The 23,492-nt window shown below is 72.2% G+C and carries 22 protein-coding genes; 7 read left to right on the top strand and 15 right to left on the bottom strand.

The genetic code is table 11. The annotated features are described in order from the left end of the window. Positions 1 to 65 precede the first annotated feature (65 nt). Together G3I78_RS08735 and G3I78_RS08730 are read left to right on the top strand one after the other, a co-directional pair. On the top strand, positions 66 to 836 hold the full coding sequence (locus tag G3I78_RS08735) for a GNAT family N-acyltransferase (RefSeq protein WP_164422255.1): 771 nt from the start codon (positions 66 to 68) through the stop codon (positions 834 to 836). Further along, complete coding sequence (locus G3I78_RS08730) at positions 836 to 1,696, top strand: lysophospholipid acyltransferase family protein (protein WP_164422254.1); 861 nt, start codon at positions 836 to 838, stop codon at positions 1,694 to 1,696. Before G3I78_RS08735 ends, G3I78_RS08730 begins: the two co-directional genes overlap by 1 nt. A 123-nt stretch (positions 1,697 to 1,819) precedes the next feature. On the opposite strand, the gene G3I78_RS08725 is transcribed toward G3I78_RS08730, so the two are convergent. Next, positions 1,820 to 4,153, bottom strand: coding sequence for an excinuclease ABC subunit UvrA (locus G3I78_RS08725; protein WP_164422253.1), 2,334 nt, complete (start codon positions 4,151 to 4,153; stop codon positions 1,820 to 1,822). 65 nt (positions 4,154 to 4,218) lie between these two features. Further along, the gene (locus G3I78_RS08720; RefSeq protein WP_164422252.1) at positions 4,219 to 5,232 is read right to left on the bottom strand and encodes an NAD-dependent epimerase/dehydratase family protein; all 1,014 of its coding nucleotides are present in this window, start codon (positions 5,230 to 5,232) and stop codon (positions 4,219 to 4,221) included. A 113-nt stretch (positions 5,233 to 5,345) separates the two neighbouring features. Between G3I78_RS08720 and G3I78_RS08715 the strand changes: the two genes are divergently transcribed. Beyond that, positions 5,346 to 5,903 (top strand): TetR/AcrR family transcriptional regulator, encoded by a 558-nt coding sequence (locus G3I78_RS08715; protein WP_164422251.1) that lies wholly within the window; start codon positions 5,346 to 5,348, stop codon positions 5,901 to 5,903. Here G3I78_RS08715 and G3I78_RS08710 read toward each other — a convergent pair. Continuing rightward, positions 5,893 to 6,891, bottom strand: coding sequence for an LLM class flavin-dependent oxidoreductase (locus G3I78_RS08710; protein WP_164422250.1), 999 nt, complete (start codon positions 6,889 to 6,891; stop codon positions 5,893 to 5,895). The two genes, G3I78_RS08715 and G3I78_RS08710, sit on opposite strands and share 11 nt — an antisense overlap. Before the next feature lie 96 nt (positions 6,892 to 6,987). On the opposite strand from G3I78_RS08710, the gene G3I78_RS08705 reads away from it, so the two are divergent. Next, complete coding sequence (locus G3I78_RS08705; protein WP_164422249.1) at positions 6,988 to 7,659, top strand: nucleotidyltransferase domain-containing protein; 672 nt, start codon at positions 6,988 to 6,990, stop codon at positions 7,657 to 7,659. On the opposite strand, the gene G3I78_RS08700 is transcribed toward G3I78_RS08705, so the two are convergent. Next, positions 7,641 to 8,813, bottom strand: a complete 1,173-nt coding sequence (locus tag G3I78_RS08700) for a GTP-binding protein (RefSeq protein WP_164422248.1) — start codon at positions 8,811 to 8,813, stop codon at positions 7,641 to 7,643. The two genes, G3I78_RS08705 and G3I78_RS08700, sit on opposite strands and share 19 nt — an antisense overlap. A gap of 7 nt (positions 8,814 to 8,820) precedes the next feature. Beyond that, positions 8,821 to 8,991: a 50S ribosomal protein L32 gene (gene rpmF / locus G3I78_RS08695; protein ID WP_164422247.1), complete on the bottom strand. Its 171-nt coding sequence runs from the start codon at positions 8,989 to 8,991 to the stop codon at positions 8,821 to 8,823. Positions 8,992 to 9,098: 107 nt separating this feature from the next. On the opposite strand from rpmF, the gene G3I78_RS08690 reads away from it, so the two are divergent. Further along, positions 9,099 to 9,590, top strand: coding sequence for an HAD family acid phosphatase (locus G3I78_RS08690; protein ID WP_164422246.1), 492 nt, complete (start codon positions 9,099 to 9,101; stop codon positions 9,588 to 9,590). Positions 9,591 to 9,629: 39 nt separating this feature from the next. Here G3I78_RS08690 and G3I78_RS08685 read toward each other — a convergent pair whose 3' ends face one another. From G3I78_RS08685 to egtA, 7 genes are all read right to left on the bottom strand, one after another. Further along, positions 9,630 to 9,845, bottom strand: coding sequence for a dodecin (locus tag G3I78_RS08685; RefSeq protein ID WP_164422245.1), 216 nt, complete (start codon positions 9,843 to 9,845; stop codon positions 9,630 to 9,632). 50 nt (positions 9,846 to 9,895) lie between these two features. Beyond that, positions 9,896 to 14,416 (bottom strand): WD40 repeat domain-containing protein, encoded by a 4,521-nt coding sequence (locus tag G3I78_RS08680; RefSeq protein WP_164422244.1) that lies wholly within the window; start codon positions 14,414 to 14,416, stop codon positions 9,896 to 9,898. Then, a complete protein-coding gene (locus tag G3I78_RS08675) occupies positions 14,397 to 14,846 on the bottom strand; it encodes a hypothetical protein (protein ID WP_164422243.1) in 450 nt (149 codons plus the stop codon). Before G3I78_RS08675 ends, G3I78_RS08680 begins: the two co-directional genes overlap by 20 nt. A gap of 134 nt (positions 14,847 to 14,980) precedes the next feature. Further along, on the bottom strand, positions 14,981 to 15,943 hold the full coding sequence (gene egtD, locus G3I78_RS08670) for an L-histidine N(alpha)-methyltransferase (protein WP_164422242.1): 963 nt from the start codon (positions 15,941 to 15,943) through the stop codon (positions 14,981 to 14,983). Then, positions 15,940 to 16,713 carry an ergothioneine biosynthesis protein EgtC gene (egtC, locus tag G3I78_RS08665; RefSeq protein ID WP_164422241.1) on the bottom strand — a complete coding sequence of 258 codons (774 nt, stop codon included), beginning with the start codon at positions 16,711 to 16,713 and terminating at the stop codon, positions 15,940 to 15,942. Before egtC ends, egtD begins: the two co-directional genes overlap by 4 nt. Continuing rightward, positions 16,713 to 18,041 carry an ergothioneine biosynthesis protein EgtB gene (gene egtB / locus G3I78_RS08660; RefSeq protein ID WP_164422240.1) on the bottom strand — a complete coding sequence of 443 codons (1,329 nt, stop codon included), beginning with the start codon at positions 18,039 to 18,041 and terminating at the stop codon, positions 16,713 to 16,715. The genes egtC and egtB overlap by 1 nt, the downstream gene beginning before the upstream one ends. Continuing rightward, positions 18,038 to 19,327 (bottom strand): ergothioneine biosynthesis glutamate--cysteine ligase EgtA, encoded by a 1,290-nt coding sequence (gene egtA / locus G3I78_RS08655; protein WP_164422239.1) that lies wholly within the window; start codon positions 19,325 to 19,327, stop codon positions 18,038 to 18,040. The genes egtB and egtA overlap by 4 nt, the downstream gene beginning before the upstream one ends. Before the next feature lie 289 nt (positions 19,328 to 19,616). On the opposite strand from egtA, the gene G3I78_RS08650 reads away from it, so the two are divergent. After that, positions 19,617 to 20,441: a TIGR02452 family protein gene (locus G3I78_RS08650; RefSeq protein WP_164422238.1), complete on the top strand. Its 825-nt coding sequence runs from the start codon at positions 19,617 to 19,619 to the stop codon at positions 20,439 to 20,441. Positions 20,442 to 20,558: 117 nt separating this feature from the next. Here the strand turns inward: G3I78_RS08650 and G3I78_RS08645 are convergent, their stop codons facing one another. Further along, positions 20,559 to 21,005, bottom strand: a complete 447-nt coding sequence (locus G3I78_RS08645; protein WP_164422237.1) for a type II toxin-antitoxin system PemK/MazF family toxin — start codon at positions 21,003 to 21,005, stop codon at positions 20,559 to 20,561. 52 nt (positions 21,006 to 21,057) lie between these two features. Here G3I78_RS08645 and G3I78_RS08640 point away from each other — a divergent pair, with 52 nt between their 5' ends. Next, positions 21,058 to 21,474: a hypothetical protein gene (locus tag G3I78_RS08640; protein ID WP_164422236.1), complete on the top strand. Its 417-nt coding sequence runs from the start codon at positions 21,058 to 21,060 to the stop codon at positions 21,472 to 21,474. 126 nt (positions 21,475 to 21,600) lie between these two features. Here G3I78_RS08640 and G3I78_RS08635 read toward each other — a convergent pair whose 3' ends face one another. Together G3I78_RS08635 and G3I78_RS08630 are read right to left on the bottom strand one after the other, a co-directional pair. Then, positions 21,601 to 23,076 carry a flotillin family protein gene (locus tag G3I78_RS08635; protein ID WP_164422235.1) on the bottom strand — a complete coding sequence of 492 codons (1,476 nt, stop codon included), beginning with the start codon at positions 23,074 to 23,076 and terminating at the stop codon, positions 21,601 to 21,603. A gap of 133 nt (positions 23,077 to 23,209) precedes the next feature. After that, the gene (locus tag G3I78_RS08630; RefSeq protein WP_030044637.1) at positions 23,210 to 23,428 is read right to left on the bottom strand and encodes a hypothetical protein; all 219 of its coding nucleotides are present in this window, start codon (positions 23,426 to 23,428) and stop codon (positions 23,210 to 23,212) included. Between the last annotated feature and the right edge of the window lie 64 nt (positions 23,429 to 23,492).

Here is a 23,492-nt window from a genome sequence, read left to right as displayed (position 1 = left end):
CCGGCGTCGGAAGAACAGGGACAGCGGCACCGCTCGCCGCCTCCGCCTGTGACCTGGAGAGTGCCATGACCGGCGTTTCCACCCTGGACCGTCCCCCGCAGAGCGTCGCCCCCACCCGCTACACCGTCAGCCTGGCCCGTGACGAGGACGACGTACGGGCCGCGCAGCGGCTGCGGCACGACGTGTTCGCCGGCGAGATGGGCGCCCTCCTCACCACCTCGGAGCCCGGTCTCGACGTCGACGGCTTCGACGCCTACTGCGACCACCTGCTCGTCCGCGACACCCTGACCGGCGAGGTCGTCGGCACCTACCGGCTGCTGCCCCCGGAGCGGGCCGCGGTCGCCGGACGCCTGTACTCGGAGGGCGAGTTCGACCTCGCCCCGCTCGACGCGATCCGCCCCGGACTCGTCGAGGTCGGCCGCTCCTGCGTGCACCCCGACCACCGCGACGGCGCCGTGATCGGCCTCATCTGGGCCGGGATCGCCCGCTACATGGTCGACCGCGGCCACGACTGGCTGGCGGGCTGCTGCTCGATCCCGCTCGCCGACGGCGGGGCGCTCGCGGCCGGTACCTGGGACCGGGTGCGCGCCAAGTACCTGGCTCCCGAGGAGTTCCGGGTACGGCCCCTGCTGCCCTGGGAGCCCGCCGAGGGCACGCCCGCCGTCCACACCGAGCTGCCCCCGCTGCTGCGCGGCTACCTCCGCCTCGGCGCCTGGGTCTGCGGCCAGCCCGCCCACGACCCGGACTTCGGGGTCGCCGACATGTACGTGCTGCTGTCGATGCGCCGGGTCAACGCCCGCTATCTGCGGCACTTCCTCTCGCTCGTCCCGGCCTGATGAGCGTCTGGCTGCCCAGCGCGCCCTGCACCCCCGGGGCGTGCGTGGAGCCCGAGGGGTCCGTCACGGCCGTACCCCGTGCCGTGCTGCGGCTCCTCGTGGTCACGGCGGTACTGCTCGCCGGGATCGTGCTGCTGCCGGTCGGCCGGTGGATCCCGGCCGGCGTGGTCAGGTGGTGGTGCCGGACGGTGGTACGGGCCTCCGGGGTCCGGGTCCGCCTGTCCGGCACCACCGCGCCCACCGGCGGTGTGCTCCTGGTCGCCAACCACATCTCCTGGCTCGACATCCCCCTCCTCGCCGCCGTACGCCCCGCCCGGATGCTCGCCAAGTCCGAGATCCGCCAGTGGCCCCTCGCGGGCTGGCTCACGGCCCGCAGCGGCGCCCTCTTCATCGAACGCGACCGCCTGCGCGCCCTCCCCGACACGGTCGCCCGCATCGCCGACGCCCTGCGCGAGGCCGCGGCGGTCGCCGTCTTCCCCGAGGGCAGCACATGGTGCGGACGCGCCCAGGGCCACTTCCGCCGGGCGGTGTTCCAGGCGGCCCTCGACGCGGGCGTCCCGGTGCAGCCGGTGCGGCTGCGCTACCGGGAGAGCGACGGCGCGGCCACCACCGCCCCCGCCTTCATCGGCGACGACTCGCTGCTGGCGTCGGTGTGGCGGGTGGTGTCGGGGCGCGGGCTGGTGGCCGAGGTGGAGGTCCTGCCGGTGATAGAGCCGGGCCGCCACACCGACCGCAAGGAACTCGCCTGCGCCGCCGAGGTGAGCGGGGCGTACGGACCGCATTCCGTACGCGCGCTCGCCCCCGTGAAGATCGCCGTCGGCCGCCGCGGGCGCATCCGGTCCGCCGCGATCGGGCGGTGAGGCCGGGCGGCGGGCGCGGAGGCCGGTGACCTCCCGCCAGGGCGACCGGGCCGGGCCGAACCAGGTGGAGATCGTCCCGCCCACCCCCGGCCACTGTCTGACCGTACGGAACCGGCGTATCACCTACCGACCGGTGACCGTGGCCAGATAGGGCGCCGTCACGCTCCTCTCCGCCCCGGCCACCGCGCCCGGCGGGCCCGCCGCCACGATCCGTCCGCCCGCGTCCCCGCCGCCCGGCCCCAGGTCGATCACCCAGTCCGCCCCCGCCACCACCGCCATGTCGTGCTCGACGACGATCACCGTGTGGCCTGCGTCGACCAGGTCGTGGAGCCGGCGCATGAGGACCTCGACGTCGGCGGGGTGGAGGCCGGTGGTGGGTTCGTCGAGGAGGTAGAGGGTGTGGGCGCGGTGGACGCGTTGCAACTCACTGGCGAGCTTGATGCGTTGGGCCTCGCCGCCGGACAGTTCCGTGGCGGGCTGCCCGAGGCGGAGGTAGCCCAGGCCGACGTCGAGGAGGGTGGTGAGGCTGCGGGACACGGACGGGGTGTCCGCGAAGAAGTCCGCCGCCGCCTCCACCGTGAGGTCGAGCACCTGGGCGATGTTCCGTCCCCGGTACGTCACTTCGAGCGTCGCCGGGTTGTAGCGGGCCCCGCCGCAGTCCGGGCAGGGCGCGTAGGTGCTCGGCAGGAAGAGCAGCTCGACGCTGACGAAGCCCTCGCCCTGGCAGGTCTCGCAGCGGCCTCCCGCCACGTTGAAGGAGAACCGGCCCACTCCGTAACCGCGTTCGCGGGCCCCCTCGGTGGCGGCGAAGACCTTGCGGACGACGTCGAACAGGCCCGTGTAGGTGGCCAGGTTGGAGCGCGGGGTCCGGCCGATCGGCTTCTGGTCCACCGAGATCAGACGGCCGACCCCGGCCGACTCCTCCGTGATCTCGCCGACCAGCGTGGACTTGCCGGAACCCGACACCCCGGTCACCGCGGTGAACACCCCGAGCGGGAACTCGGCCGTCACCCCGCGCAGGTTGTGCCGGGTGACCGGACCGACCTTCAACTGGCCCCGGGGTGAACGGACTTGGCGCACCGGAGCGGGGGAGCGGTCGAAGAGGAAGCGGGCCGTGGCCGACTCCTCGACCCCCGCGAGGTCCGCCACCGGGCCGCTGTGCAGCACCCGCCCGCCGTGCTCACCCGCCAGCGGACCCACGTCCACCAGCCAGTCGGCGCCCCGCATGACGTCCAGCTGGTGCTCCACCACGAACACCGAGTTGCCGGCCGCCTTCAGCCGCTCCAGCACGGTCAGCAGCGCCTCGGTGTCCGCCGGGTGCAACCCCGCGGAGGGCTCGTCGAGGACGTACACCACACCGAAGAGGCCGGACCGCAACTGGGTGGCCAGCCGCAGCCGTTGGAGTTCCCCGGACGACAGGGTGGGAGTGGCGCGGTCCAGGCTGAGGTAGCCGAGGCCGAGTTCGACGACCGGCTCGATCCGGGACCTGAGATCGGCGGTGAGGACGCGCGCGGTCTCGGACCGGGCGTCGAGCATCGAGGCCAGCTCCACCAGCGGTACGGCGGCCAGTTCGGCGATCGTACGGCCGCCGAAGGTGACCGCCAGCGACTCCGGGCGCAGCCGGTGGCCGCCGCAGGCCGGACAGGGCGCGGAGACCAGGAACCGCTCGGCCTTCGCCCTGAGGGTCTGGCTCTTGGAGTCCGCGAACGTCTTCATGACATAGCGCCGGGCGCTCATGTACGTGCCCTGGTAAGGGCGTTGGATACGGTCCGCGTCCCGCACCGGGTGCACGGTCACCACCGGCTGCTCGTCGGTGAACAGGATCCACTCCCGCTCCTGGGCGGGCAGTTCACGCCAGGGCCGGTCCACGTCGTGGCCGAGCGTGTCGAGGATGTCCCGCAGGTTCTTGCCCTGCCAGGCACCGGGCCACGCGGCGATGGCGCCCTCCCGGATCGACAGCGACGGGTCGGGCACCAGCGACTGTTCGGTCGTACGGTGGACACGGCCCAGGCCGTGGCACTCCGGGCAGGCTCCGACGGCCGTGTTGGGGGAGAAGGCGTCGGAGTCGAGCCGCGCGGCGCCCGGCGGGTAGGTCCCGGCCCGGGAGAACAGCATGCGCAGGGAGTTGGAGAGGTTGGTGACCGTGCCGACGGACGAGCGGGACGTCGGGGCCGAGCGGCGCTGCTGGAGCGAGACCGCGGGCGGCAGGCCGGTGATCTCCCCGACCTTCGGGGCGCCGACCTGGTGGATCAGGCGGCGCGCGTACGGAGCCACCGACTCGAAGTAGCGGCGCTGCGCCTCCGCGTAGATCGTCCCGAACGCCAGCGACGACTTCCCCGACCCGGACACCCCCGTGAAGACGGCGAGCACGTCCCTCGGGATGTCGACGTCCACCCCCTTCAGGTTGTGCTCACGGGCGCCGCGGACGCGGACGTACGGGTCGTGGGGGTCGGACATGGGGAACTCCGTACAGGGGCGGCACAAACCTCACGAGCCTATGCGAACAGGAGCACGGGCGCGCTCTACACCGCACCGTGGGCGATCAGGCTCTCTGCGCAGTCGAGCACGGCCTCCCGGGCGGGGCGCGGCTCCCAGCCGAGGAGCTCACGGGCCTTGTCGGTGCTGTGCCGGTTGCGGCGGCCGAGCGCGGGCGTGATCTCGCGCAGGGAGGGGTCCCGGAAGCGGGCCACGAGCCGGACGGCCAGGTCGGGGATCTGGCGGGTGGACACCCGGCGGCCGTGCGCGCCGAGCCCGTCGCGCAGGGCCTCGGCCATCTCCCGCATCCACAGGAACTCGCCGGTGGCGAGGAAGCGCTGGCCCGCGGCGGCCGGTGACGTCATCGCCCGCAGGTGCACGTCGACCAGGTCCCGTACGTCCACGACCTCCAGGCCGATCCGCGGGACACCGCGCATCTCGCCCGAGAGCATGCGGGCGACGATGCGGACGGAACCGAGCGTGTCCGCGGTCAGGACCGGCCCGAACACCGCGCCCGGCAACACGGTGGTCAGCTCGGTCGGACCGTCGTGACCGGCCATGAAGTCCCAGGCCGCGCGCTCGGCGAGGGTCTTGGAGCGGCGGTAGGGGATGAGGGTCGGATCGTCCGGGTCGGTCCACAGCGTCTCGTCGGTGACGCCCTCGGTGGCGTACGAGGAGGGGCTCGCGGCATTGGCGGCCGACGTCATCACGACCCGCCGTACGCCTGCCGCGGTCGCCGCGCGCAGGACGCGCAGGGTGCCGTCGCGGGCGGGGGTGACCAGGTCGCCCGGGGCGGTGACGCCGAGCGGGGAGGCCACGTGCAGGACGAGGTCGACGCCCTTGAGCGCGGCCTCCCAACCGGCGTCGGACGTGAGGTCGGCGACCGCGAAGCCCAGCCGCCCCGCGGGGTCCACCTCGCCCGACACGGCCTCGACGACGGACCGCTCGCGCTCCGGGGACCGTACGGTCGTGCGCACGTCGTAGCCGCGTCGCAGCAGCTCGGCGACGCACCAGCCGCCGATGTACCCGGTGCCCCCGGTGACCAGAACGAGTTCGGGCATGACGGTCCTCCACTGGTGTGCCAGAATGAAACGGAGGCCCCTCCGTTACGCTTCCGAACGTACCGGAGGCCCCTCCGTATGGCAACCGCAGCACTGATTGGACGACCGAACCCGTGACCCCGCCGCCCTCGAAGCCGACCCGCAAAGACGCGCTCGACAACCGGGAACGCATACTGACCGTCGCCCGCGAAGCCCTCGCCGCCTCCACCTCCGCGTCGCTCACGGCCATCGCCAAGCAGGCAGGCGTCGGCATCGGCACGCTCTACCGGCACTTCCCGACCCGGGAGGCGCTCGTGATGGAGCTGTACCGCCACGACATCCAGCACCTGATCGACCGCGCCCCCGCCCTGCTCACCGCGCACCCCCCGCTCGACGCGCTCCGGCTCTGGTTCGACGAGGTCGCCCACTACGGCCGCCTCAAGTTCGGCGTCGCCGAGGTCATCCACGCGGCGACCGGCGGGGCAGCCGACGACGAGTTCTACGCGCCCTTCGTCGACGCGATCGGGCTCCTCCTGGAGGCCGGGGCCGCCGACGGCTCCCTGAAGCCCGGCATCGACCCGGAGGACGTCCTGCTCCAGCTCAGCGTGTTGTGGCGGATCGACCCGGCCCGCGGCGGTGAGGAGCGGGCGGCGCGGATCCTGGAATTGATCGTGGACGGACTCAGGAGCTGACGATCCCGGCGAGCCGCCGGTACGAGTCCGACAGCGCCTCGCGGTCGTACGTGCTCGTGGTGACCAGGACCTCCTGCGCCCCCGTCTCCTTCAGCACCGTCTCCAGCTCGTCGGCGACCTGCTCCTCGGTGCCCGCGATGTGACCGGCGAGCCCGGACTCGTAGAAGCCGCGCTCCTTGTCCGTCATCGCGAGCCCCTCGACGCGCTCGGCGGGCGGGAGCGGCGGGAAGGTGCCGCGGGTCCGCGAGTGGGCCATCGACCAGGCCTCCGGGATCAGCAGCCGACGGGCCTCCTCGGGGGTGGCGGCGACGGCGATCGTGCCCGAGATCACGACGTACGGCTCCGCGGCCCAGGGGGAGGGGCGGAAGCGGTCGCGGTAGTGGTCGATCCCGCGCCGCATCTTCTCCCGGTTCCTCAGATCGCCGATGACCATCGGCAGGCCCGCGCGGGCCGCGATCGCGGCGCCCTCGCCCATGGCCAGCACGAAGGGCGGCACGGCCAGGCCCTCGGCCGGACGCGCGTGCACCCCCGTCGGGGACGTCCCGCGGAACCAGCCCAGCAACTCCTCCAGTTGTACGGCGAAGTCGCCGGCGTCGTCCTTGTCGCGCCCCAACGCCCTGCGCACGCCGTCGGTGAAGCCGACCGAGCGCCCCAGGCCCATGTCGATCCGGCCCGGGAAGAGGGATTCCAGCACCCCGAACTGCTCGGCCACGACCAGGGGTTGGTGGTTGGGCAGCATCACACCGCCGGTGCCGACCCGGATCGACTCCGTCGCCGAGGCCACGGCCGCCGCCAGCACGGTCGGCGCGGAACCGGCGACGCCGGGCACGCCGTGGTGCTCCGACACCCAGATCCGGTGATAGCCGAGTCCCTCCAGCTCCTGGGCCAGCCGGACGGTGTCCCGCAGCGCCTCCGCGTTCGTACCGCCCTCGCGGGTGCGGGAGCGGTCCAGGACGGAGAAGCGGGTGGTGGCGATCAGGGAGCTCACACCGGGTTCAACGCGTGAGAGGGCGAGACATTCCCTTGGGGGCGCCGCAGGAAAACAAGGTGACCCACATCCACGCAGGTCAGCACAATGGGCCGGGTGACCGTTCAGAACATCCTGCTCTCCGGCGTCGTCGGCTCGACCGCGTACGGACTCGCCCGCGCGGGCTCCGACGTGGACCGGCTCGGCATGTTCGCCGCGCCCACCGAGACCCTCCTCGGCCTGCACACGCCGAAGGAGTCCCACGTCACGACCGCGCCCGACCGCACCCTGCACGAGGCGGCGAAGTGGTGCCGGCTCGCCCTCGGCGGCAACCCCACCGTCATGGAGCTGGTGTGGCTGCCCGACGAGCTGTACGAGGTGCGCACCCCGCTGGGCGACGAACTCATCGGCATCCGCGGGTCGTTCCTCAGCGCGCGGCGGGTGCGGGACGCCTATCTCGGTTACGCCACCCAGCAGTTCAGGAAACTGGAGAGCCGCGACGGCGACCACCGCACCGCCAAGCACGCCCGGCACCTCAAGCGGCTCTGCCGGCAGGGCCTGGAGCTGTACACCACCGGACGGCTCACGATCCGGGTCGAGGACCCCGAGGAGTACCACCGCTTCGGGGACTCCGTCGCCGCCGACCCCGCCTCGGCCCGGCCGCTCCTCGCGCACTACGAGTCCGCCTTCGCCGAGGCCCGCAGCGCACTGCCGGACCTGCCCGACGAAGGGGCGGCCGAGGCATGGCTGCGTCGGGTCCGCGCAGAGTTCTACGACACGGCGGCGTGAACCGGCTCGTGATCGCAGGTGTCGTCGACCCTGAAGGTCTCCCAGGCGGGGAAGGGGTCGGCCACCGAACCGTCCTCACCCGCGGCGAGGAGACAGGCGGCGAGCGCCTCACGGAGCCGGTCCGGCTCCAACCGCGTCCCGATGAAGACCAGTTCCTGCGCGTACGGCGCCTCGGTGTCCCGGGCGGCCGACGGCTCGAAGCGGGCCACCGAACCGGCCTGTGACCACAGCCCCGTCACGTGCGGACGGCTGGCCAGGGTGAAGAAGCCCTTCGAACGCAGGATCCGCCCGTACGCCCCGCTGTCCAGACCCTCGGTGACGAAGTCCCACAACCGGCCCGGATGGAAGGGGAGTCCGGAGCGGAAGACGGTGGACGAGACGCCGTACTCCTCGGTCTCGGGCACGTGCTCGCCGTTCAGCTCCTGGACCCAGCCGGGTGCCTGCTGGGCGCGGTCCAGGTCGAACAGGCCGGTGCCCAGGACCTGTTGGAGGTCCACCCGGGAGTGCTCGGCCTCGACGATCCTGGCGGCCGGATTCAGCCGTACCAGAGTCGCCCGCAGCCGGGTCGCCGCCTCCGGGGTCACCAGGTCGAGCTTGTTGAGGACGATGACGTCCGCGAACTCGACCTGGTCGACGAGGAGATCGCTGACCGTGCGTTCGTCGTCCTCGAAGGGGGCGAGGCCGCGCTCGGCGAGTTCGTCGCCGTTCGCCAGCTCGGGAAGGAAGTTGGCCGCGTCCACGACGGTGACCATGGTGTCGAGGCGGGCCACGTCCCCGAGGGAGGCGCCGTCGTCGCGGGCGAAGGAGAACGTGGCCGCCACCGGTAGGGGTTCGGAGATCCCCGAGCTCTCGATGAGCAGGTGGTCGAAGCGGTTCTCGCGGGCCAGCCGGTCCACCTCTTCGAGGAGGTCGTCGCGGAGGGTGCAGCAGATGCAGCCGTTGGTCATCTCGACCAGGCGTTCCTCGGTCCGCGACAGCGCGGCCTCGCCGCCGCGCACCAGCGCCGCGTCGATGTTGACCTCGCTCATGTCGTTGACGATGACGGCGACCCTGAGTCCCTCGCGATTGGCGAGGACGTGGTTGAGGAGCGTCGTCTTGCCCGCCCCGAGGAAGCCGGAGAGGACGGTGACGGGCAGGAGACGGTCGTACGGCATGCGGTCCTCAGCCCTCCGGGCGCAGCAGGCCGCGCTCGTACGCCTTGACCAGGTTCTGCGGGACGAGGTGCGCGACGCCGTCGATGGTGACCGGCACCAGCTGTGCGGTGGTGGCCTTCCACTGCGAACGGCGGTGGCGGGTGTTGCTGCGGGACATCTTCCGCTTGGGGACAGCCATGGCGGGAACCTCTTCGGTGGCCTCGGTGGGGTGAGTACCGAGGACGCTATATGAAAATGGATCCCATTAACAACTGACGAGGGCGGCGGCCGTCTAGGGTGGGCGGTGTGACCGACAGTGACAAGCGCCCGATCGCCGTGTTCGACCTGGACAACACCCTCGCCGACACGGCCCACCGGCAGCGGTTCCTGGAGCGCGCGCCGCGTGACTGGGACGGGTTCTTCGCCGCCGCGCCCCACGATCCGCCGATCCCGGAGGGCATCGCGCTGGTACTGGAGAGCGCCGAGGAGTGCGAGATCGTCTACCTCACCGGGCGGCCCGAGCGCTGCCGCCGCGACACGCTCGCCTGGCTCGCCGCGCAGGGGCTGCCCGAGGGGCACGTGCACATGCGGCGCAACGACGACCGCAGGCCCGCCCGGCGCACCAAGCTGGAGATCCTCAAGCGGCTCGCCCGTACCCGGGAGGTCCGAGTCCTGGTGGACGACGACGAGTTGGTGTGCGCGGACGCGCGACGGGCCGGCTTCACCGTCGTACGGGCGCACTGGACCGCCCCTTCCGCGGAGTTGAAGGTGGCGCAGGAGCGGGAGGGGCGGACCTGAGGGGTCTGCGAGGCGCCCTCTGCGGACGCCCGCGGACCGTCAGTCGGACTCGTCCAGGCGGAAGCCGACCTTGAGGCCCACCTGCCAGTGCTCGATCTGGCCGTCCGAGATCTGGCCCCGCACCTGGGTCACCTCGAACCAGTCGAGGTTCCTGAGGGTCTGCGAGGCACGGCTGACGCCGTTGCGTATCGCCTGGTCGACGCCGTCCGGCGAGGTGCCGACGATCTCGGTCACCCGATAGGTGTGATTCGTCATGGTTCCACGGTGCCCCAGGCCCCGGCGGAACGCGAGCCGGTCGCACGAGTTCACTCCGGCGGGCACGGATCGTCGTAGGCGAGCCCGCCGGTGAGCGCTCTCCACTCCTTCGCGGTGGGGCCACGGCCCACGCGGTCGCAGGCGAGCCGTTGCGGCCGGCTGAGATAGGCGGCGAAGTCCGTGGTGTCCCAGACGACGGCGCTGCCTCCCTCCGTGCCGACGACGAGGCTGTGCCGGGTGTCGGCGAGCGCCATCGTGTTCACGGGGCCGGGCGCGGGCAGGGTGGTGAGCGGGGCGGGGGACTTGGGGGTGGTGAGGTTCCAGACCTTCACCGACTTGTCCTCGTAACCCCCGCTGTAGAGCAGGCGTCCGTCCGCGCTCAGCGCGACCGAGGTGGCGATGCCCTTGTGTGCCTGGACCGTGGCGAGGCGGCGCGGACCGCGCGGGTCGGACAGGTCCCAGACCTGGACGTTCCCGTCGCCCGAGGCCACCGCCATCCTGCCGCTGTTCCGGGAGAGGGCCACGGCGAAGACGCTGCCGGAGAAACCGGGGAAGCGGGAGAGGAGCCGAGGCCGTTCCCTGGTGGTCAAGTCCCAGGCGCTGAGCGGGTACTTGTTGTCGGCGGTGCCGATCAGCAAGGTGCGGCCGTCGGGGGCGAAACGGGCGTAGCCGACCGCCGCCGTCCTCGACAGGACCGTGAGCCGCCGTGGCCGGTCGGGGCGCGTGATGTCCCAGAGGACGAGCCGGCGGTCGTGGCCGGCGGTGGCGAGGGTCCGGCCGTCGGGGCTGAAGGCGACGCTCTGGACGTAGTCGGTGTGTTCCGCCAACCGGCCCACCGCTCGCGGGTGTTGAGGGTCGGTGGTGAGCCACAGACGGGTGGTGCCGTCGTAGCCCGCCGTGGCGAGCGTACGTCCGTCCGGGCTGAACTCGGCGGCGATGACGCCCTGTTGGTCCGACGACCCCTTCCAGGCGAGGCGTGGGGCGGTGCTCGCGCTGTCCCGGGTCCACAGGCTCAGTCCGCCGCCGTAGCCGCCGACGGCGAGCGTATGGCCGTCCGGTGCCTGGGCGGCCGCTTCTGCGGTGAGGGAGCCCGGCTTGCCCAGGGTCAGCGGGGCCTCGCGGTGCGGGGTCCGCCAGTCGGTCAGGGGCCAGACGCGGACCGTCGTGTCGTAGGAGCCGGTGAACAGCCACTGCCCGTCGCCGGTGAAGGCGAGGTCGGAGACGGGGTTGTCGTGGCCGACGGGGGTCGCCAGCTCGCGAGGCGACGAAGGGCGGGTGATGTCCCACAGGACGGTGGTGCGGTCCGCTCCGCTCGCCGCGAGGGTCCGGCCGTCCGGGCTGAAGGTCACGGTGGTGGCGGTGATCGCCGGGCCCGGGAGGGAGGCCAGGCGTTCGGGGCGCTCGGGCTCGGCCAGGGACCAGAGTTGGGGCTTGGCGTCGTTTCCGCTCGCGAGGGCCAGCAGGCGGCCGTCGGCGCTCAGGGCGAGGGAGGTGACGGCCGTGTGCTGGTTCAGTTCGGTGATCTTCCGCGGGCGCGCGATGTCGGTCACGTCCCAGAGGCGGATCAGGCCGTCTCTGCTGCCGCTGGCCATCGTGCGGCCGTCGCTGCTGAACGCGACGGTGTAGACGATGTCTTGGGGACTCGCGGGCAGTGTCTTCAGGCGGCGGGGCGCCGACGGGCTTGATACGTCCCAGAGTTCGACGGTGCTCGCCTTGAAGTCCGCCGACCCGTCTGCCTGCCCGTCCGTCTTTTCGTTCGCCTTTCCGTCGACGGCCAGGATGTTCTCGTGGGGCGCGAACTCAAGGGTTCCGCCTGCCCCGAAGGGGCCGCGCAGCACCCCTGCCCGGACGGGATGCGCCGGGTCCTTGAGGGACCAGAGCAGGATCGTCCCGTCGGGGCCGTCGGAGGCCAGGGTTCTTCCGTCGGGGCTGAAGGAGAGGCCCGCGACCCGTACGTCCCCGAGGTCGAGCACGGCCTCGCGCACCGGGTGGGCAGGATCGGCGATGTTCCAGAGGAGGACGCGGCCGTCGTTCCCGCCGCCGGCCAGGAGGGTGCTGTCGGGGCTCACCGCCACCCTGCGGACGGCGTCCCGGTGCCCGAGCAGGGTGCGCTCGGCGCCGAATCCGGCCACCGCCTCCGACAGGGCGGCGCGGGTCTCCGGTGCCGACCAGACGCGCTCGGCGGCGAGGTTCAGCCTGAGGGCCGTCGTCGGGGTGTCGTCGCGTACGGCGTCGGCCTGTGCCGCCAGGCTGCGGGCCACCGCGGTCCGCCGTTGCTGACTGATGATGTCCCGCTGGTGTTCGGCCGAGCGCCACTGGACGAGGGAGAAGACCAGCAGCCCGGCGAGCACGAGCGATCCCGCGCCCAGGACACGTACGCGCCTGCGGGCCGAACGGCGTTCCGCCGCCTCCTGCTTGACGCCCGCGGCGAGGAAGTCCCGGCGTACGTCGTCCAGTGCGTGATCCGGGTTCTTCGCCCACTCCAGTTCCAGCTGGAGCCGGCCTCCGCGATGCAGGTCGGAGGCGCGCCGGCCCTCCGCGTGCCACTGCCGGGCGGCGTCGTCGAGCCGCTGTCCGACCAGCAGGCCGGCCCGGTCCTCGGCCAGCCACTCGCGCAGTCGAGGCCAGGCGTCGAGCAGCGCCTCGTGGGTGATCTGCACCCGCTCCACGTCCCGGGTGACCAGCCGGGTGTCGTCCCTGCTGAACGTGTCGAGGACCGCCCTGCCGTGCGCCGGGTCCGGGAGGCCCGCCAGCAGCCGCTCCTCGGACATCCCCGTCCGGGTGTCCCTGGTGCCGTCACCGATCCGCACGAGCCGCAGCAGCACGAGCCGGGCGTCGTCGACCGCGTCGGGGCCCAGCTCGTCGAGCGCGCGGTTCGCCGTCTCCGCCAGCGCGCCCGCGATCCGTCCGGTGCGCTTGTAGCTGTCGATGGTCAGGACGCCGTCGTCACGCCGTCGCCAGGTCTCCCGCAGGGCGTGCGCGAGCAGCGGGAGCCGTCCGGCCTCGTCCTGGGCCTTCCCGACCTCCAGGTCGTCGAGGATCAGTTCCACCAGGCCGGGCTGGAGCCGCAGTCCGTGGTCGCGGGCCGGGCGCTCGACGGCTTCGCTGATCTGCTCCGCCGTCATCGGGCCGAGCAGGAACGGCGAGGACATGGCCGGTGCCAGGGCCGGGTAGTCGACGAGCCGCCCGTTGAAGTCCGCCCGCACACCCAGCACGACCAGGGCGGTGGGCGAGCCCGCGGCACCGGCTGCCGCCCGGTCGACCGCGCTGATCAGCCATTGGCGGCTCGGCTCGTCCGGGCACTGGGTGAACACCTCCTCGAACTGGTCGACCACGAGGAGCACACCGCTCCCGTCGGGGCTCAACCGCCCCAGCAACTCGGCGAGATGGTCCGGGTCCTCCGCGAGCCGCTGTGCCACTGAGGTCTCGTCCTCGTCGAGCAGCGGGGCCAGCGCCGAGGCGACGGACGCGACCGGGTCCGCGGTCGGGGTGAGCACCAGCCGGGGCCAGTCCGCGGCAGCGGGCAGCTTCAGCCTGCCGCGGGCCACGGCCGGGAGCAGACCCGCGCGCAGCAGGGAGGACTTGCCGCAGCCCGAGGCGCCGTACACGACGAGCGGGGCGGGCTCGGTCCAGCGTCTTTCGAGGGACCGGAGCAGCCCTTCGACCACGGTCGAGCGACCGTGGAACGTCCCGAACTCCCGCTCGGTGAAAGACGCGAGACCGGGATAGGGGCACATATCGCTGGGCGCCGGCGGCGGCATGGGCGGCTCGTCAGGACGCGGCTGCGGCACCGGTCTCCACAGCGGGTTCGGCGCCAGGACCAGGTCGCCCGCAAGGTCGGTCACACTGCGCATCGGGCGGGGGCAGCCCATGGCGGGGAGTTTCCCGGAGAGATGCCGAAAGGCTCCGTCGAGGGAGAGTTTCCGCTCGCCTCCGGGCTCGCCTTTGTGCAGCCATTCGATCAGCTCGCCGAGAAATGCCGTATGCGGTGAATCGTCGGAGGCGACGGCGAGAGTGGTGCGTCCGGCGGCCGTCAGGACGTAACTGTTCGCGATTTCCGTGAGATCGGCGAATTCCCTCGCCGCCGCGACCCGTCCGGTGGCCCTGCCCGAATAGCAGCAGTCGAGAATGACGACCTTGCTGCTCGCCCGGCTGCCGCCGACATAGGAGCGCAGCATCGAGTACGGCAGCGCGCGGTGGTCCACCGGCGCAGCGGAGCCCTCGCCGATGCTGGCGCTGGTGGCGAGGAACAGTTCGCCCGAGGCGTTGGTGAGGCCGTGCCCGGCGAAGCAGACGAGCAGTACGTCGCCCTTCCCGGCCCGGCGGCAGACCTCGGCGAGTGCGTCGCCGAGCTCCAGCGGGCTGGGCGCGTCCAGGACCGTGCGGATGGAGGCGTCCGGCACCGAGCAGCGGCGCGTGAGGGTCTCCCGCAGGGCGCTGACGGTGTACGCCACCGCGGGTACGTCCGCCAGGCGGGAGCTCTCGATGTGCCGGCTGGTGCCGGCTATCAGGACGTGCGCGTTTCCGGCGAGGGACGGCCGGAGGTCGAGGTCAGCGCTGTCGACCGTCATCGGAGCCCTCCGTGACGGGGGCGGTCGCGGTCGCGACACCGGTCCCGGCGCCGGGTCCGGTCTCCGTCCAGCGGGCCAGGTCCTGGACGGCCTTCGGCACCTGGTCCGAGGTCAGGGCGCCGAGTCCGCGCGCGTCCAGCTTCAGCTCGGTGCCGTCCGGCCGGCGCAGGACCACCGACACCGAGCCGGTCTTGGCGCGGATCCAGGTGATCAGCACGGAGGCGAACACCCCCGCCACGCCGCCCGGCCCGAGCGTGATCAGCAGTACGTCGGAAACCGTCCCCAGAGTTCCCGGCACCGCCCTTCCCTCTCCGGCGTCGACGGCACCGGAGAGTTCCACTTCGTCGTCCAGCCATTGGCGCAGCGACTGGAGTTCGTCCGACTCGCTGTCCTCGCCCAGAGCCGAAACGGCAATGACGGTTTCCCCCATGATTCCCCCCGGAAGTGCGGCTGTCGCAGCCCGCACCTTATGCCGGTCAAGGGGAGGGAATCACGGGGAAAAGGAGAATGCCCGAATATTGTCGAAGGAGTTTCGGAACTGACGGAACGAGCGCGGGGCGGTCGCTACCGGGCCAGGCTCAGCGACAGCGCGAAACGGCCCTCCTCGTCGGTCCACCAGTGGGCCAACTCCAGCCCGGCGGCGGACAGTTCGGCGCGGACACCCTCCTTGCGGAACTTCGCCGACACCTCGGTGTGCAGCTCCTCGCCCGCCGCGAAGTCCACGGCCAGGTCCAGCGCCGGGATCTTCACGGTCTGTTCCGCCAGCGACCGCAGACGCATCTCGATCCACTCGTTCTCGGCGTCCCACAGGGCCACGTGCTCGAAGGCGCCGGGATCGAAGTCGGCACCCAGGTCGCGGTTGACGACGCTCAGCACGTTCTTGTTGAACTCGGCCGTCACTCCGGCCGCGTCGTCGTACGCCCTGACCAGGACGTTCTCGTCCTTGACGAGGTCGGTGCCGAGCAGCAGCGCGTCACCGGGGGAGAGCAGCGCGCGGACGGAGGAGAGGAACGCGGCGCGCTCGGCGGGCAGCAGATTGCCGATCGTGCCGCCCAGGAAGGCCAGCAGCCGGGGGCCCGGCGTCCCCGGCAGCGCCAGCCCGGCCGTGAAGTCGGCGATCAGCGCGTGCACGCTCAGCTCCGGCCGCTCGTCGAGGAGCGCGTGCCCCGCCTGGGTGAGGGCGCTCTCGCTGACGTCGACCGGGACGTAGGTGTGCAGCCCGGTCAGCGCGTCGAGCAGATACCGGGTCTTCTCCGAGGAGCCGGAGCCCAGCTCGACCAGGGTGCGGGCACCGGTCGCCGCCGCGATCTCGCCGGAGTGCGCGACGAGGATCTCCCGCTCGGCGCGGGTGGGGTAGTACTCGGGCAACTCGGTGATCTTCTCGAAGAGTTCGCTGCCGTGGGCGTCGTAGAACCACTTCGGCGGGAGTGTCTTCGGGGTGTGCGTCAGGCCCTTGAGGACGTCGGCGCGCAGGGCCGCCTCGGTGGCGTCCTCGGGCAGGGTGCGGGTCAGCAGGAACGGACTCACGTGCGGGGCTCCTCGAGTGGTTCCGGGGATTTGAGCGGCGTCAGCAGCACGTCGGTGCGGCTCGCCGCGAGCAGCGTGCGGTCGGGCACCTCCTGCCAGTGCGGATCGTCGTCGTACGGCTCGGAGGCGACGACCGTGCTCCGGCCGGGGCATCGGAGGTACCAGAGGGTGTCGCCCCAGGCGGTCGCGGCGATGGACTCGCCGTCGGTCAGCAGGAGGTTGAGCCGGGAGCCGGGGGCCGCCTCGGCGACCTCCAGGACCGTGTCGGCCAGCGCCTGCCCCACCTCGTCGCCGCCGCGCAGCCGGCCCAGGACCAGCGCCCAGACGAACGCCGAGTCGTTGCGGGCCTCCATCGACAGCAGCTCCGCCGGGGGCACGGAGGAGGTCAGCGGGGCCAGGGAGCGCGGCCAGTCCCTGACCGCGCCGTTGTGGCTGAACAGCCAGGGCCCCGAGGCGTACGGCGCCGCCGCCGCCTCGGCGTCGGCGCCCGCCAGGGTCGCGTCGCGTACGGCGGCCAGGACCGCCGAACTCCTCACGACCCGGGCGAGGTCGGCGAACGACAGGTCGGCCCAGATCGGCCCGGCGCGCCGGTAGCGGGCCGGGGCCGGGTCGCCCTCGGCGTACCAACCGACCCCGAAACCATCGGCGTTGACCGTGCCGTGCCGCTGCCGACGCGGTGCCCAGGACTGCCGGTACAGACTGTGCGGGGGCTCCACGAGGAGCCGGCCGAGCGGCTCCTCGGGTCCCAGGTACGCCAGGTGACGGCACATCAGACGGTCACCGAACGGGCCGTGCGGAAGCCGGAGAAGATCTGCCGCCGGATCGGGTAGTCCCAGTTGCGGAACGTACCCCGGCAGGCCACCGCGTCCACCGCGAACGAACCGCCGCGCAGCACCTTGTGGTCGGGGCCGAAGAACACCTCCGAGTACTCCTTGTACGGGAACGCCCGGAACCCGGGATAGGGCGCGAAGTCGCTCGCCGTCCACTCCCACACGTCGCCGATCAACTGCCGTACGCCGAGCGGTGACTCGCCCTCCGGATAGCTTCCGGCGGGGGCGGGGCGGAGATGGCGCTGACCCAGGTTGGCGTGCCGGGGCTCCGGGTCGGTGTCGCCCCACGGGTAGCGCATCGAGCGGTCCGCGGTGGGGTCGTGGCGGGCGGCCTTCTCCCACTCGGCCTCCGTGGGCAGCCGCCGCCGTGCCCAGCGGGCGTACGCGTCGGCCTCGTACCAGCTGACGTGCACCACCGGCTCGTCGGACGGCACGACCTCGGTGACACCGAAGCGCCGGCGCAGCCACTGGTCGCCGTCCCGGCGCCAGAACAGCGGGGCGTCGATGGAATGTTGGCGGATATGGGCCCAGCCGGCCGGCGCCCACCAGTCCTCGACCCGGTAGCCGCCGTCCTCGATGAACTCCTGGTACGCCTCGTTGGTGACCGGAGCGGTGTCGATGTAGAAGGGCGCCACCTCGCGCCGGTGCGCCGGGCGTTCGTTGTCCAGCGCCCAGGGCTCGTCGGAGGTGCCCATGGTGAACGGGCCGCCGGGGACCAGGACTTCGGCCGGGCCCGTGTACAGCGGGGCCGGTTCCGGGTCCGGGGCGGTCAGGGCCTGGGGGCCCTTGCGGAGCTGATGGGTGATCAGCATGGTCTCGTCGTGCTGCTGTTCGTGCTGCGCGATCATCCCGAAGGCGAACCCGGCCTCGGTGAGCCGGGTCCCGTGCAGCGCGGCGCCCTCCAGGACGTCGAGGACCCGTCCGCGCACCTCCGCCGCGTAGCGCCGGGACTCGGCGGGCGACAGCAGGGGCAACGTGGGGCGCTCGGAGCGCGGGTGCTCGAAGGCGTCGTAGATTCCGTCGATCTCCGGTCGGATCGCCTCCTGCCCGGCGACGGTCCGCAGCAGCCACTGCTCCTCCTGGTTGCCGATGTGGGCGAGGTCCCACACGAGCGGCGACATCAGCGGGGAGTGCTGGGCGGTCAGGTCGGGGTCCTCGACACAGCTGGTGAGGAGCGTCGTCCGGTCCCGGGCGGTGACCAGCGTGGTCACCGCCCGCTCACGGAACGCCTCGGGGTCGGCCGGGGGGTCGACGACGGTGTCGGTCATGTGCGGATTTCCTTCCCGAGCGAACCGTGCGTCCGGTCCAGCAGATCGTCGGCGGGGCAGCGGCCCCGGATCACATAGCGGTGCAGATACGTTTCGACAGCCTCCGTGACCTCCGCGTCGGCACCGAGCCGGGGCAGCGCCTCCAGGGCCGCCGCGAAGCACGCGATCGCCGCCTCGTGCAGCTCGGGGTCGGTCAGGCCGTGCCGGGCCGCGTCGATCCACAGCGGGTTGTGCGGCGCGGGCAGCGACAGGGCGCGCTCGGCCAGCGGCTTCACGACCCGGTAGGCGGTCTCGGCGGCCTCGGGGTCGTCGAAGAGCGCAGCCGTCACCGCGAGCGGCACGATCCAGCCGTCCTCGCCGGGCTGCGCGTCGATCATGCGCAGTTCGAGATGGCCACGCGGTCTGACCGGCGGGAACAGGGTCGACACGTGGTAGTCGAGGTCCTCCCGGGTCGGCTGTCTGGGCACCCCCGTCCTGGCCCACTCCCGGAAGGTGAGCCCCTCCGGGACGTCCCAGGGCCCGCTGTCCCGCCGTATGCACATCACCGGCGCGTCCAGGACGTGCCGGGCCCAGGCGGTGCGGGGGTCGGTGTGCAGGTCGGGACCGCCGGCCCGGCCCTTGCCGATCTCCGTCCAGCGCAGCTGGCGGGTGGAGAGCCAGCCGGTGGGCTCGGAGCAGGCGAGGGGGGAGTTGGCGAAGGCGGCCACCAGGACCGGGCCCAGCTGGTGGGCCAGCCACCAGCGGCGTCCGAGGCCGAGGGGGCCGGGTTCCTCGTACCCGGCGTCCACGCACACCTGCACGGAGGCCGAGGTGCACATCATGGCCCGGCCGGCCGGGCCGGTGCGGTCGAGGCAGGCCTCCATGGCGTCGTAGCGAGGTTCCTGGAGATATCTGCGGGGCGGGTGCCAGGGGTCGTGGCCGAGGCCGACGAGGCCGAGACCGTGCTCGGCGAGGGCCGCCCCGACGGCGGCGAGGTCGGCGGAGACGGTACCGACGCACTCCATCAGGGAGTCGGCGGGCTGGGAGCTCAGCTCCAGCTGGCCGCCCGGTTCGACGGTGAGCGCCGACTTCAGGGGCACGGTCCGCAGTGCGGCGTAGGCCGCCGCGAGTCGTTCGGGTGTCACGGGGAGCCGCGCGCTGCGCAGCTCGTGGACGAGCCATTCCACTTCCACCCCGATACGGCGGGGCGGGCCGGTCTTGAAGCAGATGCCTCGGACCAGGGCCTCGAGCTCGGCTTCGGGGAGCGATGTACGAGGCCTCGTACAGTCGCCTAGAGAGTCGGACATGTCGGGATCCTCCTGAGATTCCACCATGCCACCGGTCCGGAGATCAGGTGGGTCGGACCGGCAACGCTCGTCCCACCCAAGACCCTCGTGCCGTTCCGCACAAGGGGGCACATCGCCGCATTAGGGGCCGTGGATCTCCGTTTCCCTGTGATTTTCGAGGTGTTTTCCGTCCGGGCGGGGCGCCCGAAACTCTGTTGCACCGCATCACCAGCATCGCCCACGATTCCTGCATGAGCACAACGAGAGACACCGCGCGGCACGCGCTCATGGCGCTCACGGGGGTGGCGCCATGAGCGCGCGGCTGCGCGGGATCGCGAAGGAGACCGAGCGGATCGTCGAGGCGGGCCGGTATCGCGCGCCCGACGGGCACGAGGTGTCGGTGGCCGACGCGATCGAGGCGGCACGGGCGGGGACGCGGATGTACGGACCCGGGCCGGTGCAGGCCGGTCCCTTCGACCCCGTGGACACGTTCATCGAGGTCACCGGCGAGAGCAGCCTGGAGGCGGCCCGTCGGCTCGGCGGGCGGGTGGCCGTACTGAACTTCGCCTCGGCCCGCAATCCGGGCGGCGGCTATCTGAACGGCGCGCAGGCCCAGGAGGAGGCCCTCTGCCGGGCCTCGGCGCTGTACACCTGCCAGCTGGAGGCCCGCGAGTTCTACGACCATCACCGGGCCCATCGCGACCCGTTCTACACCGACCGGGTCATCCACTCACCCGCCGTGCCCGTCTTCCGTGACGACGACGGCACCCTGCTGGACGCCGTCCACCTCGTGGGCTTCCTGACGGCCGCCGCCCCGAACACCGGCGTGGTGCGCCGGACGGCCCCCGACCGGGTCGCCGACGTGCCGGCCGCCCTCGCGACACGGGCCGAGCAGGTGCTGTCGGTGGCCGTGGCCGAGGGGTACCGGCGGCTGGTGCTGGGCGCCTGGGGGTGCGGGGTGTTCCAGAACGACCCCGCGCAGGTGGCGGAGACGTTCCGGGCGCTGCTCGACGACGGCGGGCGGTTCGCCGGGGCCTTCGAGCACGTGGCGTTCGGGGTGCTGGACCGGACTCGGGGCGCGGTGGTGCGAGAGGCGTTCGTACGGGTGTTTGAGGGGTGTCGGTCGTTGGCGTGATGGTGGGTCGGGGCGGCGGTGTCTGTTGGGGCTGTGAGGGTCGAGGCGGGGCTGGCGGTGTCTGTTCGGGCTGTGAGGTCTGGTGCGGGGCGGGGGCCGGTGGTTCTGGTGTGACCGTCAGGTCCACCCGTAGCGCTCGTGCAGTCGCTGCCTGACCAGGTTGAAGCGGCCCCGGTCCAGAGCGCAGGCCTCGCGGCGCATGCCGTCCTCGTGGAGGCGCAGGATGCGGTCGACGTCGACCCAGGAGTCCCGGCCGGTGCGGTCCCAGGGGCCGCTGCCGATCGGCACCCACTCGCGGTCCCCGTCGTGCCGCTTGCTCGACAGCTGTACGGCGAGGAAGGTGCCGGCCGCCTCACGGGCGACCACCAGCACGGGACGGTCCTTGCCGCGTCCGTCGTTCTCCTCGAAGGGAACCCAGGTCCAGACGATCTCGCCGGGGTCGGGGTCGCCGTCGTGCGCGGGGGAGTACTCGGTGCGCACCTTGCCGACCTCGCGCGGGTCGGCCTCGGTGGTGGCGGTGGCGCCGAAGCGGCCGGGAACGTTCTCATCGGTAAACGCAGTCACGTGGTGCACCTTATGGCGTCCGCCGAACCGGTGGAGGAGTACGGTCGGTCGGATGAACGAAGCGGCGGGCGCGGTCACCTTCGTGTGGCTCGGCATGGTGCTGGCGATCTCCTTCCTGGAAGCACCCCTGAAGTTCCGTGCGCCGGGTGTGACCATCCAAGTCGGCCTGGGCATCGGGCGGCTGGTCTTCCGGGCCCTGAACCTGGTGGAGAGCGTCCTGGCCGCCGCGGTGGCCGTCCTGGTCGCCGTGGACGGCGCACCGGCACGGGTCGTCGTGTGGACCGTGGCCCTGGTGGTGCTGCTCGTCGGTCAACTCGCCGTGGTCCGCCCCCGGTTGAACCGTCGCTCCGACCGCGTCCTGGCCGGTGAGGACCTGCCCCGCTCGCGCGGCCACCTCGTCTACATCGCCCTCGAGATCGCGAAGGTCATCGCCCTGATCGGCCTCGGCGTCACGCTGCTCGCGCGGTGAAGGCGCAGTGAACGCGAGCGGTCCGGGGCCCTTTTCTCCAAAGGCCCCGGACCGCCCGCCCTTTACTTCTGTCGCCTTGTGCTTCTGTTGGCCTTTGCTCCTACTGGCCTGTACTCCTGTTGGCCATTACTCCTGGACCGGCACCTTCTGGGAGGGCGGCGACGCGACCCCGTTGAGTGAAGTGCCGTTCACCGGCTGCCCGTTCTGGTTCATCGACGCGAGCAGCTGACGGGCCAGACCCAGCCCCGTGCCGCCCATGGTGAGCGCCTTGGCGAACATGTCCGCCATGCCGTCCGCGCCGTTGAGGACCACCATGTTGTCGACGTTCCCGAACGCGGACGCGCCCGCCTTGACGATCTCCGGCCAGTTCTCGGCGAGTTGCTGGGCGACGACCGCCTCCTGGTTCTCGGCGAGCGCGGCGGCACGGGCCTTGATGGCCTCCGCCTCCGCGAGACCCTTCGCCTTGGCCGCCTCGGCCTCCGCAAGACCCTTGGCCTGAGCGGCGGCGGCCTCGGCCTCACCGGTGGCCCGGGTCGACGCCGCCATGGCCGTACCGCGCGCCTTGGTGGCCTCGGCCTCGGCACTCGCGGCCGTCTTGACGCGGGTGGCCTCGGCCGCGGCCGCGAGCTCGGTCTCCCTGGCTTTGGCCTCGGCCCCGGAGATCCGCGCGTCACGCTCGGCCTCGGCCAGCGTGCGCTTCTCGTAGGCCTGGGCGTCCGCCGGCTTGCGGACGTCCGCCTGGAGCTGCTGCTCCCTGCGGTGTGCCTCGAGTTCGGCGACCCGGGTCTCCTGGACGACGACCTCCTGCCGGGCCCCGGCGTCCGCGAGCGGACCGGCCTGACGCGCCTTCGCGGCTGCCTTGTCCCGCTCGGCCTGGTAGCCGGCCTGGAGGATCTCGCTGTCCCGGGTGGCCTCCGCCATCCGCGCGAACGACTGCTGCTCGGCCTCGGTGGCCAGCCGGTTCGCCTCCGCCTGGGCGATCCGCGCGTCCCGCTGGACGGCGGCCGCGTGCGGCATTGCCAGGTTCTGGATGTACCCGGTCGGGTCCTCGATCTCGTGGATCTGCAGGGAGTCGACGATGAGCCCCAGCTTCTCCATCTCCGTGCCGCAGGCGGCCCGGGTCTGCCCCGTGAGCTTCTCCCGGTCGCGGATCATGTCCTCGACGGTCAACCCGCCGACGATGGACCGCAGATGACCGGCGAACACGTTGTGCACCCGCTCCGACATCAGCTTCTGCTGGTCGAGGAAACGGCGCCCCGCGTTGGCGATCGACACGAAGTCGTCACCGACCTTGAAGATGACCACGCCCCGCACCTTGAGCGGAATGCCCTGGTGGGTCACGCAGTCCACGTGCAGTTCGGTCTCGTTCAGGTCGAGCGAGAGCTTGCGCACCGCCTGCACACCGGGCAGCACCAGCGTGCCCCGCCCGGTGACGATGCGGAATCCCATCCCCGCTTCGAGCCCCTCCGTCTTGTGGTTGGAGCCCGAGATGATCAGTGCCTCGTTGGGTTCCGCGACACGCCACATCAGTTTGAACAGACCGATCACAACGGCGATGGCAGCGACTGCCACCCCCGCAACGACGCCGACAACCATCGGCATGCGCCCCCTTTGCATGGTGCCCTATCGGCACCGAACGAAGGGAGTGTGCGCCTCTTGGGAGCCAGGGTGAAGACACTGACGAATCCTTGTCGAAACCTTGATACAAACGCTTCTCACCTGCGCGTTAACAGGCTCAACTGTCGTACGCGGCCTGCACGTAGACCGTCCTCGGCGGGAGGTACTCCACCACCATCACCACCGTCCCCCGCTCGATCCGGTCCGTGCCGGAGGCCGGATAGGCGAGGAAGTGCTCGGCACCGCCCCGCACCCGGACGATCACCTCGCCGACGAGCCCCGGCCCGATCGTCCCCGTGACCCGCCCCATGAGCCCGACCATCGACGCATCGTCCATGGTCACAGGGTACGGGCCGGGGCGCCTGGCCTCCCTGTGTTCGCTTCGGGTGGCTGAGCCGGTC

The sequence above is a fragment of the Streptomyces sp. SID13726 genome (assembly GCF_010548375.1).
GTDB lineage: Bacteria > Actinomycetota > Actinomycetes > Streptomycetales > Streptomycetaceae > Streptomyces.
The sequence above is the reverse complement of the archived record's forward strand: the minus strand, read 5'-3'. Positions and strand labels throughout refer to the sequence as shown.

What these genes read in the sequence shown, in the direction of transcription:
- G3I78_RS08735 (WP_164422255.1), top strand. Translation starts at nt 66, where the DNA reads ATGACCGGCGTTTCCACCCTGGACCGTCCCCCGCAGAGCGTCGCCCCC.
- G3I78_RS08730 (WP_164422254.1), top strand. Translation starts at nt 836, where the DNA reads ATGAGCGTCTGGCTGCCCAGCGCGCCCTGCACCCCCGGGGCGTGCGTG.
- G3I78_RS08725 (WP_164422253.1), bottom strand. Translation starts at nt 4,153, where the DNA reads ATGTCCGACCCCCACGACCCGTACGTCCGCGTCCGCGGCGCCCGTGAG.
- G3I78_RS08720 (WP_164422252.1), bottom strand. Translation starts at nt 5,232, where the DNA reads ATGCCCGAACTCGTTCTGGTCACCGGGGGCACCGGGTACATCGGCGGC.
- G3I78_RS08700 (WP_164422248.1), bottom strand. Translation starts at nt 8,813, where the DNA reads ATGCCGTACGACCGTCTCCTGCCCGTCACCGTCCTCTCCGGCTTCCTC.
- rpmF (WP_164422247.1), bottom strand. Translation starts at nt 8,991, where the DNA reads ATGGCTGTCCCCAAGCGGAAGATGTCCCGCAGCAACACCCGCCACCGC.
- G3I78_RS08685 (WP_164422245.1), bottom strand. Translation starts at nt 9,845, where the DNA reads ATGACGAATCACACCTATCGGGTGACCGAGATCGTCGGCACCTCGCCG.
- G3I78_RS08680 (WP_164422244.1), bottom strand. Translation starts at nt 14,416, where the DNA reads ATGACGGTCGACAGCGCTGACCTCGACCTCCGGCCGTCCCTCGCCGGA.
- G3I78_RS08675 (WP_164422243.1), bottom strand. Translation starts at nt 14,846, where the DNA reads ATGGGGGAAACCGTCATTGCCGTTTCGGCTCTGGGCGAGGACAGCGAG.
- egtC (WP_164422241.1), bottom strand. Translation starts at nt 16,713, where the DNA reads ATGTGCCGTCACCTGGCGTACCTGGGACCCGAGGAGCCGCTCGGCCGG.
- egtB (WP_164422240.1), bottom strand. Translation starts at nt 18,041, where the DNA reads ATGACCGACACCGTCGTCGACCCCCCGGCCGACCCCGAGGCGTTCCGT.
- egtA (WP_164422239.1), bottom strand. Translation starts at nt 19,327, where the DNA reads ATGTCCGACTCTCTAGGCGACTGTACGAGGCCTCGTACATCGCTCCCC.
- G3I78_RS08650 (WP_164422238.1), top strand. Translation starts at nt 19,617, where the DNA reads ATGAGCGCGCGGCTGCGCGGGATCGCGAAGGAGACCGAGCGGATCGTC.
- G3I78_RS08640 (WP_164422236.1), top strand. Translation starts at nt 21,058, where the DNA reads ATGAACGAAGCGGCGGGCGCGGTCACCTTCGTGTGGCTCGGCATGGTG.
- G3I78_RS08635 (WP_164422235.1), bottom strand. Translation starts at nt 23,076, where the DNA reads ATGCCGATGGTTGTCGGCGTCGTTGCGGGGGTGGCAGTCGCTGCCATC.
- G3I78_RS08630 (WP_030044637.1), bottom strand. Translation starts at nt 23,428, where the DNA reads ATGGACGATGCGTCGATGGTCGGGCTCATGGGGCGGGTCACGGGGACG.